This window comes from Thalassobacterium sedimentorum (genome assembly GCF_031127905.1).
GTDB classification, from domain to species: Bacteria; Verrucomicrobiota; Verrucomicrobiia; order Opitutales; family Coraliomargaritaceae; genus Thalassobacterium; species Thalassobacterium sedimentorum.
Window position 1 is genome coordinate 14,549 of sequence record NZ_JARXIC010000012.1, and the last position, 15,893, is coordinate 30,441.

Below are 15,893 nucleotides of genomic sequence, written 5' to 3' on the forward strand. Positions count from 1 at the left end.
TTTTACATAATTGAATATGTGTTTTATGAGAATCCCATTGGGAACTGTTCGGGGGTAATTGCTTGTGGAGTGGATCGTTTTGTCCTTGTGGTTTTATTATCGCTCTGGTTTGAGTCGTAGTTTTACGATATGATACATCAACCTTGTCAGATACTACTCATTGGCGTAGGGGGCTATGCTCACTTCTATATTGAAGCCTTGCGAAAATTTGAACAGTTAGGGATTTGTCAGCTTGCTGCCATTATTGATCCCTGCCCAGAAAAGGCAGTTGATTGGCCTTATTTGAAAGAGCGTGGTTTGCCTCAGTACGCGTCTGTGGAAGCGTTTGTGGATGACCCGGTTGCTGTGGATCTTGCTGTCATCGCTTCTCCTATTTCATTTCACGCACAGCAGGCCTGCGCCTTATTAAAGGCGGGGATTAATGTTTTGTGCGAGAAGCCAATCGCGGCAACTCTTGAAGAAGTCGCAGACATGAAAGCCGCTCGTGATGAATCAGGGAAATTTCTTGAAATAGCTTATCAATGGACGTTTAGCTCGGCAATGCAGCAGTTGAAAGCGGATGTATTGAAGGGGGCTTTGGGTAAACCTGAAAAGTTATTGACCCGAGTCGCCTGGCCTAGATCTAGCGCCTACTATAATCGAAATAACTGGGCAGGCAAAATTCATAATGCGCAAGGGCGGCCTGTTTATGATAGTCCGGTGAATAATGCGACGGCACACTATTTGCATAACATGCTCTTTGTTTTGGGAAAAGAGCAGCATCTTTCAGCTAGTCCCACGGCAGTGACTGCGGAGTGCTACCGAGCCAATGCGATTGAGAATTACGATACTGCCTGTTGTAAAATCGAAACGCTCGAAAATGCCGATATTTATTTCTATACCACTCATGCTACGGAAACTGCAGAAGGCCCTATTTTTCGCTACATTTTTGAAGCGGCAGAGGTTCATTTTACGCATGGCAGCGACATTGTTGCACATTTTAAAAATGGCACTCAAAAGACGTATGGGAACCCTGATGTTGATCGAATGCTTAAGCTACAAATTTGTGCAGAGCGTTGCTCTAACGCTCTCCCACAGAATGATATCTGTGGTGTGGAGGCTGCGAGTGCTCACACACTTTGTGTCGATGCGCTGCAGCGCGTGCCTGTGCAAACTATCGACAGCACCTATTTACACTCTAAATCGCTTGGGGAAGGTGAGACTCTTATTTATGTAGATCAAATGGAATCTATCATACGTGAAGCATATGAACATGGGCAGCTTTTCAATGAGCAAAATCTAGCTTGGGCGGGAGTGGCTACGCGGGTGAGTCTTTTAGACTCTCTTTCTAATCGGTAGGTAGTGGATACTAATCCTCAGAGTGTATGATTGTTTCAGTCGTGCGTACGGTAGCTTCGAAACTAAGCTACGGGGTGGATTGCCATTGCTCTAGTTCCGAGAGCCGAAGCCACGAGAAGTATCTCTATTCGGTTTAAAATTTTGCGAATTGGTATGAGGTATGAGTTGATTTTTATTAGAGCTTTTTGGAGCATTCAACATGAACCCAAAAAAGCACAGGCTGTTGTGCCTGTGCTTTAAAAGTTGTTTGACTCCAGGCTTTGGGTCTTAACGGGCTACTTGCTCATACATGGCCACGCGTTGTTGCCATTGGGTGGCGAGAGGGCTGGATTGTATTTGAGCGACGTAGCGATCGTAGTCTTCGCTACGACCGGCTGCATCGGCCTCGATGGCTAGGTGGTAAGCGGCTTCTGCACGTGCGACTTCGGCTAGGCTAGTGTCTTCAGCGATGGCGGTGAGCTGTGCGAGTGCCTGGCTTTGATTGTCGTTATAAAAATTTGCAAAGGCTTGGCCTAGGCGAGCGCGTCCAGCTAGAATGTTATCTGCCAATGCTTGACTAGCGATACTATAGAAATTGAGTGCTTTTTCGAATTCTTGAGCTGCGTAAGCTTGATCGGCAACTGTGAGTGCGGCGAGGCCTCCGAGATCTTTATTGGGGTTGGCTTGTGCAAATTCAGCCAAGGTCTCGTTGTTGATTGCTTCTGAGTAAGACTCTTGGAGTTTGGCTTTTGCATGGTTTGTGTAGATGCGCATGCCGTTGAAAGCGACAATCAGAAGTGCAAGTGCGAAAACGCAGCCAGATATGAAGCCTTTATTTTCCATCCAGTATATACTGACGCGATCTTCGAAGGAGATTTCTTCGGAATCTTCGACGTCGATAAGGTTGCGTTCGTCGATGACGGCATCGTCGGGCAGAGTAGGATTATGGCGTTTATTTTTGCTCGGGCGGTTCATTTTAAGAATTGAGAGTTAAGAAATTGAGTGCGTTAAACTTATTTATCAGTTAGGTTGTCTAATCAAAGACTACGGTCTTGTTGTTGTAAACTAGAATGCGATTGTCGAGATGGAGGCGGATGGCTTGGGCGAAGACGGATTTTTCTAGGTCGCGGCCTTTGCGAATGAGGTCAGGTATGGCGTTACGGTGGTTGATACGGGTAACGTCTTGGTGGATGATTGGGCCTTCGTCCAGGTCGGCGGTTGCGTAGTGGGCAGTCGCACCGATCAGTTTAACGCCCCGCATGTGCGCTTGGTGATAAGGTTTGCCGCCTGCAAACGCCGGGAGAAAGGAGTGGTGGATGTTGATGACCGGGCAGCCTGCTTTTTCTAAAAAGCTCTGGGAGAGCACTTGCATATAGCGCGCCATTACGATCAGGGCTGCGCCAGACTCATGCACAATGCGTATTTGTTCCGCTTCGGCCTCAGCCTTGGTGGCTTTGGTGACCGGCACATGATGAAAAGGGATTCCGTAGCGGGCCGCATCTTCAGCCAAGTCTTTATGATTCGACACGACGCAGGCAAGCTCGCCCGCCATCTCGCCGGATCGGAAGCGTAAAATCGTGTCGTGAAAGCAGTGATCGATCTTGGATACAAACAGCGCTACTTTCGGGCGGTGTGTGGATTGCGCGACCTGTGCCGTCATGCCGAGTTCTTGCGAGGCAAATTTCTCGAAGGCAGCAGCCTCTTCGTCGATTTGACCTGAAGGAATCCATTCGACGCGTTGAAAGAAGATGCCTGCTTCGGGGTCTTCATGTTGGTCTGCGTGTACGATGTTACTGCCGCGCAAAAAGATCCAACTCGAAACACGCGACACCAAGCCCGGTTGGTCCGGGCCGTGGAGGAGTGCAATGATGGTGGGCGATTTCATGAAAGCTGTGCATCACACTCATTTATTTCACGGAATCAAGGGTATAAAAGTATGTTCTAGCGACTGGTGGGGCGATCGGGATCCGGTCAAGCAGTCCTCAACTGTATGGTGTTGGGGGAGAGTTTACGATTATTCGGCCATAGGATATTGTAAGCGCAGAAAGAGTGGCTGTTCGTCGATTTGGTAGGGGCTGAGATCGATGGTTTTTTGCATCGAGTCGCCGAGTTTGAGGTCGGGCAGGTAGCGTGCGTTGGGGAGTTCTGCCCATGAGCCGGGCTCTAAGTTGCGAGAATACATGACTTTGGGGCGTGCTTCTGCGTGTGTCCGTGAGCTGAGGAATGAGAACGTTGGTAATTGTGGGTAGTCCGCATGCTGTGTCGAGCTGAGTGGAGCTGGATTGGCCAACATCGGGTCGGTGCCGCTGTGGAATTCAACTATGTTGAGCCAGCCGTCGCCATCAGCATCGTCTGTGGGTGCGCTCAGCCCAGGCGCCTGGCTGGCCAGTGTTGCGAAAAACGTTTGCTGGTCTGCCGCGGTCGCTGTGGCAGTGGAGACTGCGCGGGCAAAGCTGTAGACGCGCCCTGCGTCGGGCAGGCCAGTGAGGTCCAGACCGAGGTCGCCTGCGAGAATGGTGTCGCCCTTCATTGTGAGCGCTTGTGCATTCCCAAAATTGTTACCTAAGTCACCTTGCTTGTCGGGCTGGTCGCTATCGCGACTGCAGAGTGCGCGCACTTCTTGCCAATCGTTGGCGCTTTCGTCCCATTCGAATTGATAGACCATGGAGCGATCCATCGCAGTCCATCCGTAGCCTTGTCGCAGTCCTGCGATGAGGACTGTGTCGCCTTCGGCGATGAGGGAGGAGCCGAAGTGTTTGACTGTATATATTTGACGCAGGTATGCGCTGTAGTCCCATTGGATGTATTCATCCATGCTTGCTTCTTCGACCGTGCGGATACGGCGTGTTTGAGCCCAAGTGCCGCCTTCATACTCAAATTGATAAACGGCCCCGAGCGGGGTGTTGCCTTGCCACTTGCGGAAGGCGGAGACAAATATGCCGTGATCTGAGATGGCGACACGCTCGCCGAATAGATCGTCGTAGTCGGCATCGTCGGCCTTGAGCTTTTGCTCCAGTTGCCATTGTCCAGAGCTTGTCTGGCGTCGGTAGACGTAGACTGCGCCAGAGTTTTCGCTGAGGTCGTCGTCTTCGTTAGAAGGGATCGCGGCGAGCTCACCATGGAGTGCCAGAGGCCAGCCAAAATAGTCATCCTCTTCGGCGTCGTGGGGCACGATAATCTGAGTTTTACTGAACACGGGGGTGGTCGTGTCGCTGGCTTCGTAGACCCATACGGCTCCGGTCGCTACATCATCTGTGAGTGCTTTGTCGGCTGATACCATCAGTGTGTAAATATATTGGCTGGGGCCGATGGGCGTCTGATCCAAGGCCACTGTGCCGCCGAAGGCCGCGGCTTGATCTTCATTATCAGGTATTAAGGTTTGCAGCAGTGACCATTGCCCCGTTTCGCTGGCACGTTGATAGATAAAGACTCGGCAGTTTAGGGGAAAATCACTCTCGGGGGCGGCGATGACGAGTAAGTCTGCATACGATGTGATCGAGGCTCCGAAGTCGACCTCTTCTACCGGGCTCACTAGAGTTTGAGTGTGTTGCCAGGTCCCGTTTGCAGCCGATTGCTCATAAATATGCACCTGGCGTGAGTCTGCCTCCTGAATGAATGCGGTCACGGGCAGGCCGATCTGTGGCTGCATCAGCTCTATGGCACTTCCGAAGTAAGCTTCTTCGGTGGGGGCGGGCGCATCGATGTGGGCCCGTTCATAGTCGTAGCCAAAGATCATGAGCTCTTGCTCGCTCAGTGTCCAACGCTCTTGGGAGTCATTCAGATCGCGCATCCAAAAGCGTAGTGGCACGAGCTCGGAAACCTGAGGTGCTGGATAGGCATCGTTCCATTCAAAGACCCAATTCGACCAATCCTCAGTGACGACACGTTCAAAACTGAAGCGTGGATCTTGTGTCTCCAGTGTCAGCTGACTTGCGCTGGAGCTTTCATCTGGATCGCCCACCTCTAGTTGCAGCTCATAAATATCTTCAGGATCATCCTGGATGCGAAATCCCTGTGTGAGTAGGTTGCTGTTGGATATGCGAGGGAGTGAGGGGAGCACAGTTAGAGTGATTGTGCCTTGTAGCTCTTCGGTGATTTCCTCTGCATAATAGATGGTGACACTTACTGTAAATGTATACTCCGTGGCTGTGGGGACGTTAGGAGCTGTCCAGCTTATGAGGTATTTACTCTCGTAACTGGAGTTTATTGGATGAACCTGTAGGTTTGCAGGGGCATTGATCAACTCGATTTCATAGCTCTGCTCCGAGCTGTCTTCATTGACCCAATCGTCGAGTCCCCAGAATATAATACTACCTTCTAAGGAATAGTTTGTGCCTGTGTAGGTCGTGAAGTAAGGACCCTCTGTCGCGTCGTCGGGAGCATATATAGTCGATTCCTCCAGTTCCATTAAGCTGGCAGTATCGCCTGCCACCCATTCGTCCCAGCCGATTGTGTCCCAGCCGATGCCTCCAATCATATCCCATGAGGATGCGTTAAGGCAGCATATCGCTGCTAAAAGTAGTACGACTCTTATAAACATAAAGACTGCCTAACTTTCGTTAGGCAGTCCGTCGATTGAATTCTGTCTGCAGTGACGATTATATAAGGGCTAGCGATTCCTTACTTTGGATTCGCTTCTTGGCTGTAGCTTTGGATCGAGCGCACTTCGTAGCCTTTCTCGCGGATCGCTTTGATGCCATCGACAGCGGCAGAAGCGGCCGAGATTGTGGTCATAATGCAGATGTTGTGCTTCACGGCTTCGGTGCGGATCTCGTTTTCGTTCTGACGTGGCACGGTGCCTTGCGGTGTATTGATGATCAGGCAAACTTTGTTATTCTTGATCAGATCAATCACGTTGGGGCGACCTTCGCTCAGGCGGCAGACGTTTTTGACCTCGATGCCGTTTTCTTTGAACAGCTTACCGGTGCCAATTGTGGCGAGAATGCCGAAGCCGAGCTCGCTGAGTCCCTTGGCGATTTCGACTGCACGCTCTTTATCACCGTCTTTGACGCTGATAAAGACGTCGCCGGAATCGGGCAGTTCTGGCTTGGCCGCCATCTGTGATTTTGCAAAGGCAACGCCGAGGTCTTTGTCGAGGCCCATGACTTCACCTGTCGAGCGCATTTCCGGGCTGAGCATGATGGGCGCGCCTGGGAAGCGGTTGAAGGGGAATACGGATTCTTTGACCGCCCAATAAGGAGGAATGATTTCTTCGGTGAAGCCGAGGTCCTTAAGCTTTTCGCCTGCCATGATACGGGAGGCGAGCTTGGCCAGCGGCACGCCGATCGCCTTGGAAACGAAGGGCACGGTGCGCGAGGCGCGTGGGTTGACTTCGATGATGTAAAGCTCGTCGTCTTTGATCGCGTATTGCACGTTCATGAGGCCGACCACTTGTAGCTCTTTTGCGAGTGCGTAGCTGGCGGTGCGAACCTTATCCAGCATCTCGTTGGAGAGTGTGTGTGGGGGCATCACCATGGCGGCGTCGCCGGAGTGAACACCTGCAAATTCAACGTGCTGTAGCATGCCGCCAATCACGGTGGTCTCGCCGTCGGAAATGCAGTCTACGTCGAGCTCATATGCGTCTTCCAGGAATTTGTCGAGCAACACCGGAGTGCCGGGAGCGACGTCGAACACTTCGCGCACGATCTTCTTCATTTCGTCCATGTCGTAGACGATGAACATACCACGGCCACCTAGAACGAAGGAGGGGCGCAGTAGGATCGGGAAGCCGATTTCACCGGCAAGCTCGTAGGCTTGTTCCAGTGAGTTGGCGATGCGGTTCTCCGGTTGCTTTAAGCCGACTCGATCGAGAATGTCGCGGAAGAGGTTACGGTCCTCGGCAGCGTCAATCATGGAAGGTGAGGTGCCGATAATATTCACGCCGTGCGCTTCCAGCTCGGTCGCAAGGTTGAGCGGGGTTTGGCCGCCAAACTGCACGATCACACCGTCGCACTTGGATTGGTAGTAAATCTCAAGCACGTCTTCGAGGGTGAGTGGTTCGAAGAAAAGTTTGTCCGAGGTGTCGTAGTCGGTGGAGACGGTCTCGGGATTGGAGTTGACCATGATGGTCTCGTAACCCGCTTCGCGCAGGGCGAAGGAGGCGTGCACACAGCAGTAGTCGAACTCGATGCCTTGACCGATGCGGTTGGGGCCGCCACCTAGGATCATGATCTTCTTCTTGTCGGTGACGGAGATTTCATTCTCGGCGCCGTAGGAAGAGTAATAGTAGGGAGTGAAGGCTTCGAACTCCGCAGCACAGGTGTCCACCAGACGGTAATTTGTCATGACGCCCAACTTCTCGCGGCGCTTACGCACGGCTTGACGGTTGGAGTTGACCAGATCGGCAATCAGCGCATCGCTGAAACCAGCTTCTTTGGCAGTCTTCATTAACTCGCCGTCGAGTTTTGCCAGGCTACTGGTCTTGAGCTCGAGCTCGATGTCGACCAACTGACGCAATTGATCGATAAACCATGGATCGAGGGAGCAAGCTTCGAAGATTTCTTCATCCGTCATGCCATTGAGTAGGGCGTGACGCAGCCAAAAGACACGTTCGCAAGTCGGGATCGAGATGCCTTGGCGAATGGCCTGCATATCGGTGATTTTCTCTGCAAATTTAGCCGGTCCCACAAAGCCTTTGGCGCCGATTTCCAGCGAGCGTAGAGCTTTTTGGAAGGACTCCTTAAAGGTGCGGCCGATGGCCATGGCTTCGCCCACCGATTTCATGGCAGAAGTCAATGTGGTGTCGGCACCGATGAATTTTTCGAATGTGAAACGAGGGATCTTCGTCACCACGTAGTCGATCGTCGGCTCGAAGCTGGCCGGAGTTTCACGCGTGATGTCGTTTTGCAGCTCGTCCAAGCTATAGCCGACAGCCAACTTGGCCGCGATCTTTGCGATGGGGAAGCCCGTTGCTTTCGACGCCAGCGCCGAACTACGCGAGACGCGCGGGTTCATTTCGATCACGACCATGCGGCCATTCTTCGGGTTGACCGAGAACTGGATATTCGAGCCACCTGTTTCCACGCCGACTTCACGGATACATGCGAAGGATGCATCGCGCATCAGCTGGTATTCCTTATCCGTCAGCGTCATGGCCGGTGCCACCGTGATGGAGTCACCGGTGTGGACGCCCATTGGGTCGAAATTTTCAATCGAGCAGATGACCACGCACTGATCCTTGTGGTCGCGCATGACCTCCATCTCGTATTCCTTCCAGCCGAGTAAGCACTCTTCGACCAGCACTTCAGTGGTGGGCGACATATCGAGGCCGTTTTGCACCATGCGCTCATATTCTTCGCGATTATAAGCGATCCCGCCGCCAGAGCCACCGAGCGTGAAGCTGGGGCGAATGATGATGGGGAAGTCACCGATCAACTCGTCAGCCGCCTTGAGCGCGTCCGCCAGGTTATTGACGGTGGCCGAGCGTGCCACGTCCAGGCCGATCTTAAGCATGGCCTGTTTGAAAATATCGCGCGCCTCGCCCTTTATGATGGCTTCCGGCTTGGCGCCGATCATTTGCACGCCATATTTTTCGAGAATGCCCGCATCGTGCAGATCCATTGAAAGGTTCAGTCCCGTCTGGCCACCGAGGGTGGGGAGCAGGGCGTCTGGCTTTTCCTTGAGAATGATCTTTTCCAGGGCGTCAACCGTAAGCGGCTCGATGTAAGTGACATCGGCAAACTCGGGGTCGGTCATAATCGTGGCCGGGTTGCTGTTAACCAGCACCACTTTGTAACCTTCCTCACGCAGCGCTTTACAAGCTTGAGTGCCGGAATAGTCGAATTCGCAGGCCTGGCCGATTACAATCGGGCCGGAACCAATGATAAGAATAGTCTGTATGTCGGTGCGTTTTGGCATAAATTGGCGCAAGGCTGTTTTTTTTGCACTCCCATGCAAGCAAGAATAAGCCTTGAAAACTAAGATATAAGGTCTGGCGTTTTTCGAATGGTCATTCAGCCTGTATTTCTATTGTTAGTGGTATAATTTTTCTCTATGACACGAAATAAGAAACCCGTTGTAATCGTTGCCATTGTTTTGGCTGCATTTATTTTTATCCCGCTCCTACTTTTACTGGCCACTCGTTTGGGAGGGTCCAGTGGATCCCACTTTGGGGGTGGGACAGCCAGCACTGTCCAACACGAGACCGATGTTGCAGATTTTGATTTGCGCCAACTTGCTAGCAAGGTTGAGCAATTAGTTGAGCAAGATCTGGCAGCTGCCTTGCGTCAGGGGGATGTGTCGCTTGATTTTATGTCTAGTTTAAAGCGCGATGTGAGTCAGGGGCAAGAGGCCATGCAGAGAGGCCAGCTTGAGCGTGCCAGTGAGTATTTCACTAAAGCTCTAGAAGTTGCCGAGTCGGAACTTTCTGCTTTGGCCCTGGCGGATCAGGCGCGAATGCTTAATGATAGTACTTATGCGGATCTACAACGACTGGAGTACTTGAAGTCGGCTTTCGAGAACACCTATCGGGAAGCTGTGGAAACCTACAACACTGCATTGCGTGCGCTTAATGTGGGCGATTATCAGGCGAGTGTGAACGACTTTGAAATGACAGGTGCTATTCTTGGCGATATGGAAGCGCGTGCGATTCAGCAAATCGCGGGTTTATTGGACACCGCTCAACAGTCACTTGAAGATTATAAACTTACCGCCGCTCGAAATGCTTACGAATCTGTCTTGAAACTGGATGCTGCCAACGTCGCTGCCACTGAAGGTTTAGTGATGTTGACAGCGCTCGAAGGTATTGCGGAAGAGGTGAAAGCGATTCGTGCGCTCGAAGCTTCGGGTGATTTTGAGGAAGCACTTGCGGAATTGGAGCGTTTGGCAGCTGAAAACCCGCAAAACCCCTTTATTCGAAGTCAGCGAACTTCTCTCGAGGCTCGTATTTTAGAACGTGATTATCAAGCGCTGCTTGCTGCATCGGTGGCCGCGGAGCAGGCAGAGGACTTCTCGCGTGCGATTACTTCGCTGGAAGCTGCGCTTAAACTTAAGTCCACCGCTGAGCAGCAAGCTCGATTAGCTAATTTGCAGAACAAAGATAAAGCCGTTCGCCTTGAAGTTTTGTTGGCCGATGGCTACGATGCACTTCGGGCGGGACGTTATGAGGCAGCGCGTATGCATTACAAGGAAGCGGTTGCGCTAGCACCTGATTCTAAAGAAGCACGTACTGGCCTTGAAAAGGCCTCCAGTCTCTATTTAGCAAATATACGCTACAGTCAAAATGTGGCAGCTGCGGCCAAATATATTAAGGAAGGGCGCTATCCACTCGCTGCTAAACTTTTTAATGAGGCTATGAGCAGTCGCCCAAGTAATGTGGCTCCGAGTCAGCAAGCGGAGGAGGCGCGTATTCGAGCAAGTCTTCAAGCGCAATCCGAGGAGGTTAATGTCACGATCGAGTCGGATAAGCGTACTTACGTCAGTATTATTGGTGTGCTGCCGCCTGATCGTTTCAAAACCGAAGAACTTAAGCTTTTTCCTGATGTCTATAAGGTCCGAGGTACTCGCTCAGGCTACAAGAGTGTCGAATTTGAGTTCAAGGTCGACGCCAACAAGCCCAATTTCACTATTACCGTTGAATGTACAGAGAAGATATAAAGCAGTTTCCACGTTATCTATTGCGTGAGCTAGTCCATGTCGGGTTTATAAGCGCTTTGTCACCAAGGCTGTTTTTCTCTGCGTATCTTCTATCCGCTTATACACTTATTGCAGCACCTGACCCAGATCTCTTTGATGGGCGGACGCTTCCGGCCCCAATTCAGTCTCAGCCGGGTTCGACTGAGACTCTGGAATCTGGTGGTGGCGAATCCGGTGAAAATAGCGCTACAACAGTTAATTCTGGGACCACTGGAGGCGTTTCTGGTAGCGAAGGCGCGGAGCCACGTGACTTCGATAGCCTCGGCAGCGCGGGTGGGGGTGAAACTGTTAACAGTCATAGTTCTAAAGATAGCGGCAATCTCGGCAGCAGTGGGGGTGGGAGTTCCGATCGCAGTGGTGGCTCTGCATCGCCGACCGAATCCATGGGAACTGGTGGACATGGAGCTTCGGAAGTGGGAGAGGAGGGCGAACGTATTGGTGGATCCGGTGGTGCGCCCGGCGATACAATGCCTGTAGGGGATACGCCTGGTTCCGGTAGCTCAAGTAGTCAGGAAGTGCGCAACTTTGAAGACTTTGGATTCGGCAGCGTGAGCTCCCAGGAGACGGTGGAAGTGAATCGCTCCAAAGAAAGTGCCACATTCGGCGGCAGTTCTTCCAGTTCCAATAGTAATGACTCGGTGGAGACGAACGCGCCGAATGGTGTGGATCAAAACTCCAGCGGTGGTTCACAAGTTGGTAGTGGCAGTGGGACTGGCGATTATGGAACTAACCTACCGAGTGGGCTGTGAGTTTTAGGAGTTAGAAGTTGAGGAGTTAGGCGTATGAGTCAGATTAAAAGCATGAAATTCTTGTGGGGTGTCCGCTCGTCGGAGGTTCTGTCGTGCATGCGTGGGGTGTCCGCTCGCCGGATGCCTGCGGCGTTTCAGCGATATCGGTGGGCTCTCATGCTTACATTTATAGGCTCGGTCCCCGTGGTTACGGCGGAACCCCTGCGGGTAATGGAGGAGACCGCGATTCCTTATATGAGCTTTCTTTCTAAGGCTGATTTTGATCAGCGCTATCCTGGAGAGATGCTTGATAATGCTGATCAACTGGATGTAGGTTGGTATGTCATCTATGAGCACCAGGCGCTTAATTATTATTTTGGGCCCATATTATTGGAATCGATCGGTGAGGACTACCTTGCTCAGCTCACTGAAACGGTTGAAGCAGCTGTGGAACAACGTCCCAGTATTAAAGATTATCGCTTAGAATTGAGTTATGAACCTAGCTTGGAGAGTGTCGAGAGAGGTGCGGACGAGCCCTTGATCGAAGCGCCCGCTCCCATGCCACCGCAAGATACGTCAACACCTAGCTTTTGGTCTAAGGTGAAACGTTTTTTTGGTTTATAACGGAGTCTTTATTCGTAGACATTGGCGACGATTGTCAGAGGTCAGCATCTTCTGATGTAGTGCTTGTGTTCAGGCGATTCAGGTTGCTGGATGTCGTTTGATGACCTTGACCAACTCTGCACTGGAAGCGTCAGCGACATTATTTGACTAGGCTATATCGATCAGTTACTCAGTTATGCTTCGTTGTCGCTTGGCTTTCCATGTTTGTGGATTTTGATTAAAAATTTCGCGAACAGGTAATTGAAACCAGTCAAGGCTTGCCAAGTAGCAATTATGTCACTTTCTTGCTCACCTTTTCAGGAGAAGTGGCAGAGTGGCCGAATGTGACTGACTCGAAATCAGTTGTACTCGAAAGGGTACCGGGGGTTCGAATCCCTCCTTCTCCGCCAGACTTCGCCCGAAATTTGTTTCGGCGAACGAAGCCTGTCACGGCGTGTCGAAGAGTCGTCGGACTCCACCCGCCCCGGTTCTGAGAACCGAAGTTTCGGAAAATATCTCGATTAGATTCAAACTTTTTGCGAAGTGTATCAGGTCAGAGTGGGCGCTTCAGCACTTTGGGATATGTGCCGGTTCAGGTAGATTTCTTCATTAAATAATACGATTTACGTAATTACTTATAGAAAGCCTCTATGCCGCCACGGTTTGATGAAGCTTGAGCTGTGCTAATACTTGGGAGTAACTTTGTCCGGAGATGGGGATATTGCCTATGATGTTATTTCGATGTTTGAGCAACCATTCTCCATTACTATCGTCAGTGCTGATTTTCTGATCGATATCGAATAGGCGCCGCCATTCAGTGGTGCGATCTAGATTGTAGGCGTTTAGACGGAACTGGCGGCCTTCGTGATTGGAGTCTAGGCTTAGCTTCTCTGCCAAGTCCGCCCCTTCCAGCATGCCCATATTCATGCTCAGGACGCCGGCTGGCGCTGCCATGTGGGCGGCGTCGCCCGCTAGCCAAATACGACCGCTTCCGAAGCTCTCAGCGAGGTGTTTTTCGAAATGAACCATGACGCGCCATTTTACATCGTTGGATGAGCCGATAAACCATGGAGCGTGCTTGCTAAGCAGATAATCCAAGTGTGCGTTGCTCAGTTCAGAGCTATCTTGTGCGGCATGATCGACCATGCTGTGGTCTTTGTTAAAGGAGTGTATGTGCGCAAAATTACGTGGCATTTGGAAACTGAAGCGGCAACGATCGTTGCCAAGAGGCCAATAGATATGTGTCTTTTCCTGATCCACCATCATCCGCATCTCCGTGAGTAAGCGCGTATTAGTTTTAAACTCGAAGACCGCGTAGTCCAGATTGGATTCGATTTCAGGAAAAGCGATACCAACCGCCTTACGCGCCATGGAGGTGTAGCCATCTGCGGCGATTAGGTAATTGGCTTCATAGTCATAGATTTTATCGATCTCTTGTTCCAGATGGGCAACTGCGTATCCCGTCATGCCTTCCATGAGATGATCCACCGCAAAATTTACGTGATGCTCAGAAGCCTGAATGCAGCGAACCCGGTGATTCCATTTGGGTTTGTGTCCTTTTTGTGCGAGGGCTTCGACCAATATGGCTTCTAGTTCATTTTGACCGATAACAGCGAGGAAGGGATATTTGACTGGTAGCGCACTGTAGTTGATGACCGCACGTTGTCGGTTAGACTGATCAAATATAGTGGATCTTTGTAAGCGTAGTGAGCGTTTGAGTATCGGCTGAATGACTCCTAAGGCATCGAGTAATTCCAGTGTGTCGGGGTGGAGTGCGAGCGCATAGCTATGCTGATTGGTGCTGGCAGCACGATCGAGAAGAACGAAGTCTCTGCCTCGAATTGCGAGGATGAGGGCTGCGGTCAGTCCAGTGGGGCCGGCACCGAGGACTGCAATATCGACTGATTTCTTGTTAAACATGGCATTGGGGGCTGAGTTGGGATATAGCTTTCGCGCATGTTACCATACTAGGTGATTGGATGCTGCAGGTCAATCTCCTAAATTTTTATTAATCAACGATTAGCCCGCCTTTAGGCTGCCATTACAAACGCATTCGAGCCTAGATTCAATGTGCGGCTTCACTGTCTCGCTTGCGGATGAGAATTCTGCCTTCATAGGTCCAGCGCGAGGCTTGGGTTTGGCCGCGGTTGATCGACTTGAGTGAGAATTCGATGGTATGCTGTTTACCTTCCACATCAATGGGGCAGAGGTAGGAACTTTCAGGCCAGAGTTCAGGGTCCGGCAATTCTTTAATTGCTTTATTGAGTTGTTTGAGGTTGGGGATAAACTTAGTGCTGTAGTGGCGAAGACGTTTGTTTGAGCCTGTGTCAGCAGATGTGGGTCTAGGTTGTTTAATAAGCATTATTACGGGGGATTGTGAGCTAAATTTCAGTGTTTTTTAATCAGACCAAATATAAAGTTGGGCACAAACTGAAATTTTTACTAATTTTCCCTTGATCTTCATGCCGTACTGCATCTACTTGCCGCCTTGTATGTGAGACGGCGCGGTCGCCAAGTGGTAAGGCCGAGGACTGCAAATCCTCTATCGTCGGTTCGATTCCGACCCGCGCCTCCATACAAAAAGATCTAAATGGTCATCGATTTTTAAATGGTCATCGATTTTTTCGGAGCTCGATGGAAACATTCAGCGTCTGTTACGTGGGGCGTGGCCTTCATTTAATCGATGTTCATGCCAGTAATTCCTTTAATGCAGGGCGTGCTTCGAGTCCGTTTATAGTTTCAGATACACGGGCTAGGTCTATATCGTTGAATCCTCTGAACGGGGAGGCTAGGTGGCGTTTGGCTATGCCACGTACTTCCAGTGCACCTTTGATGCCCTTGATGATGCTGGAGCCGTGCTTGCCGATTGTGAAGAGCTGGCAAGATACTTCCATAACTTCGCGTTGTAATGACTGAGCTTCTATGAATTGGCCACTGCGCATTAGGTTGTAGATTTTCACATACAGCTTAGGAAAGACATTGGCACCGCCGTTGATACCTCCGTTACCTCCTGCGAGCATGGATTCGGCAAGTAATTCTTCTGGCCCGATCAGCAGCGTCAGATCGCGCTCAGCGATGAGACGCTTCACCTTTTTGTAATAGAACATATCGCCGGAGCTGTCTTTTAGTCCCAGACAGTTGTGCATGCTCAAGCCCAGTTCTACGACATCCAGAGGCAATGAGACCTTTGTCAATGCGGGCATGTTGTATAGAAAAAACGGCAGGCTTAGGTTATCCGCCATGCGTTGAACAAAGTCGTGTAGTTCTGGTGCGCCTGGAATGAAATAGTAAGGTGGAGTGAATGCGACTGCGTCGGCCCCAGCTTGCTTAGCGTGCTCTGCCAGTGCCAGCGATTCGGTGTAGGCCGTGTCGCTTATGCTTACGATCACGGGGATGCGACCGTTCACTTTTTTCGTTACAAAATCTATATACTGTCGTCGGAGTTGATAGCTTAGGTTGGGGCCTTCACCAGTTGTGCCAAGTATAAAGAGTCCGTGCACGCCTCCTGCAATGACATGTTCGATCAGCCTGTCAGCTGCTTCAAGGTCGAGAGTTTCATCCGCTTTTAAGGGAGTTACGAGTGGAGGGATAATACCGTGTATCTTCATGGGT

At 51.0% G+C, this 15,893-nt stretch carries 11 protein-coding genes and 2 tRNA genes; 6 read left to right on the forward strand and 7 right to left on the reverse strand.

Annotated features, from left to right (window positions below):
• Positions 1 to 129: 129 nt before the first annotated feature.
• On the forward strand, positions 130 to 1,338 hold the full coding sequence (locus QEH59_RS08765) for a Gfo/Idh/MocA family protein (protein ID WP_308984989.1): 1,209 nt from the start codon (positions 130 to 132) through the stop codon (positions 1,336 to 1,338).
• A 267-nt stretch (positions 1,339 to 1,605) separates the two neighbouring features.
• Here the strand turns inward: QEH59_RS08765 and QEH59_RS08770 are convergent, their stop codons facing one another.
• The 4 genes from QEH59_RS08770 to carB form a co-directional block, all read right to left on the reverse strand.
• Positions 1,606 to 2,292: a YfgM family protein gene (locus QEH59_RS08770; RefSeq protein ID WP_308984990.1), complete on the reverse strand. Its 687-nt coding sequence runs from the start codon at positions 2,290 to 2,292 to the stop codon at positions 1,606 to 1,608.
• A 58-nt stretch (positions 2,293 to 2,350) separates the two neighbouring features.
• Entirely contained in the window at positions 2,351 to 3,202 is an 852-nt protein-coding gene (gene purU / locus QEH59_RS08775; protein WP_308984991.1) for a formyltetrahydrofolate deformylase, read from the reverse strand.
• Between the two features lie 129 nt (positions 3,203 to 3,331).
• A complete protein-coding gene (locus QEH59_RS08780; protein WP_308984992.1) occupies positions 3,332 to 5,857 on the reverse strand; it encodes an FG-GAP repeat protein in 2,526 nt (841 codons plus the stop codon).
• An 80-nt stretch (positions 5,858 to 5,937) separates the two neighbouring features.
• Positions 5,938 to 9,174, reverse strand: a complete 3,237-nt coding sequence (gene carB, locus QEH59_RS08785) for a carbamoyl-phosphate synthase large subunit (RefSeq protein WP_308984993.1) — start codon at positions 9,172 to 9,174, stop codon at positions 5,938 to 5,940.
• A gap of 135 nt (positions 9,175 to 9,309) precedes the next feature.
• Here carB and QEH59_RS08790 point away from each other — a divergent pair, with 135 nt between their 5' ends.
• From QEH59_RS08790 to QEH59_RS08805, 4 genes are all read left to right on the forward strand, one after another.
• The gene (locus QEH59_RS08790; RefSeq protein WP_308984994.1) at positions 9,310 to 10,911 is read left to right on the forward strand and encodes a tetratricopeptide repeat protein; all 1,602 of its coding nucleotides are present in this window, start codon (positions 9,310 to 9,312) and stop codon (positions 10,909 to 10,911) included.
• On the forward strand, positions 10,893 to 11,699 hold the full coding sequence (locus QEH59_RS08795) for a dermokine domain-containing protein (RefSeq protein WP_308984995.1): 807 nt from the start codon (positions 10,893 to 10,895) through the stop codon (positions 11,697 to 11,699). Before QEH59_RS08790 ends, QEH59_RS08795 begins: the two co-directional genes overlap by 19 nt.
• Positions 11,700 to 11,855: 156 nt before the next feature.
• Entirely contained in the window at positions 11,856 to 12,302 is a 447-nt protein-coding gene (locus tag QEH59_RS08800; RefSeq protein WP_308984996.1) for a hypothetical protein, read from the forward strand.
• A gap of 299 nt (positions 12,303 to 12,601) precedes the next feature.
• Positions 12,602 to 12,691, forward strand: a tRNA-Ser gene (locus QEH59_RS08805).
• Positions 12,692 to 12,929: 238 nt separating this feature from the next.
• On the opposite strand, the gene QEH59_RS08810 is transcribed toward QEH59_RS08805, so the two are convergent.
• Together QEH59_RS08810 and QEH59_RS08815 are read right to left on the reverse strand one after the other, a co-directional pair.
• Complete coding sequence (locus tag QEH59_RS08810; RefSeq protein WP_308984997.1) at positions 12,930 to 14,201, reverse strand: FAD-dependent monooxygenase; 1,272 nt, start codon at positions 14,199 to 14,201, stop codon at positions 12,930 to 12,932.
• A gap of 145 nt (positions 14,202 to 14,346) precedes the next feature.
• Positions 14,347 to 14,643, reverse strand: a complete 297-nt coding sequence (locus tag QEH59_RS08815; protein ID WP_308984998.1) for a hypothetical protein — start codon at positions 14,641 to 14,643, stop codon at positions 14,347 to 14,349.
• Positions 14,644 to 14,782: 139 nt separating this feature from the next.
• Between QEH59_RS08815 and QEH59_RS08820 the strand changes: the two genes are divergently transcribed.
• Positions 14,783 to 14,856: transfer RNA gene (locus QEH59_RS08820), tRNA-Cys, on the forward strand.
• A gap of 112 nt (positions 14,857 to 14,968) precedes the next feature.
• Here the strand turns inward: QEH59_RS08820 and QEH59_RS08825 are convergent.
• Positions 14,969 to 15,889: a dihydrodipicolinate synthase family protein gene (locus QEH59_RS08825; RefSeq protein WP_308984999.1), complete on the reverse strand. Its 921-nt coding sequence runs from the start codon at positions 15,887 to 15,889 to the stop codon at positions 14,969 to 14,971.
• Positions 15,890 to 15,893 lie beyond the last annotated feature (4 nt).

Excerpts from the sequence above, each read along its gene's own strand:
- QEH59_RS08800 (WP_308984996.1), top strand. The coding sequence starts at position 11,856 with ATGCTTACATTTATAGGCTCGGTCCCCGTGGTTACGGCGGAACCCCTG.
- QEH59_RS08790 (WP_308984994.1), top strand. The coding sequence starts at position 9,310 with ATGACACGAAATAAGAAACCCGTTGTAATCGTTGCCATTGTTTTGGCT.
- QEH59_RS08795 (WP_308984995.1), top strand. The coding sequence starts at position 10,893 with ATGTACAGAGAAGATATAAAGCAGTTTCCACGTTATCTATTGCGTGAG.
- QEH59_RS08825 (WP_308984999.1), bottom strand. The coding sequence starts at position 15,889 with ATGAAGATACACGGTATTATCCCTCCACTCGTAACTCCCTTAAAAGCG.
- QEH59_RS08810 (WP_308984997.1), bottom strand. The coding sequence starts at position 14,201 with ATGTTTAACAAGAAATCAGTCGATATTGCAGTCCTCGGTGCCGGCCCC.
- QEH59_RS08815 (WP_308984998.1), bottom strand. The coding sequence starts at position 14,643 with ATGCTTATTAAACAACCTAGACCCACATCTGCTGACACAGGCTCAAAC.
- carB (WP_308984993.1), bottom strand. The coding sequence starts at position 9,174 with ATGCCAAAACGCACCGACATACAGACTATTCTTATCATTGGTTCCGGC.
- QEH59_RS08780 (WP_308984992.1), bottom strand. The coding sequence starts at position 5,857 with ATGTTTATAAGAGTCGTACTACTTTTAGCAGCGATATGCTGCCTTAAC.
- QEH59_RS08770 (WP_308984990.1), bottom strand. The coding sequence starts at position 2,292 with ATGAACCGCCCGAGCAAAAATAAACGCCATAATCCTACTCTGCCCGAC.
- QEH59_RS08765 (WP_308984989.1), top strand. The coding sequence starts at position 130 with ATGATACATCAACCTTGTCAGATACTACTCATTGGCGTAGGGGGCTAT.
- purU (WP_308984991.1), bottom strand. The coding sequence starts at position 3,202 with ATGAAATCGCCCACCATCATTGCACTCCTCCACGGCCCGGACCAACCG.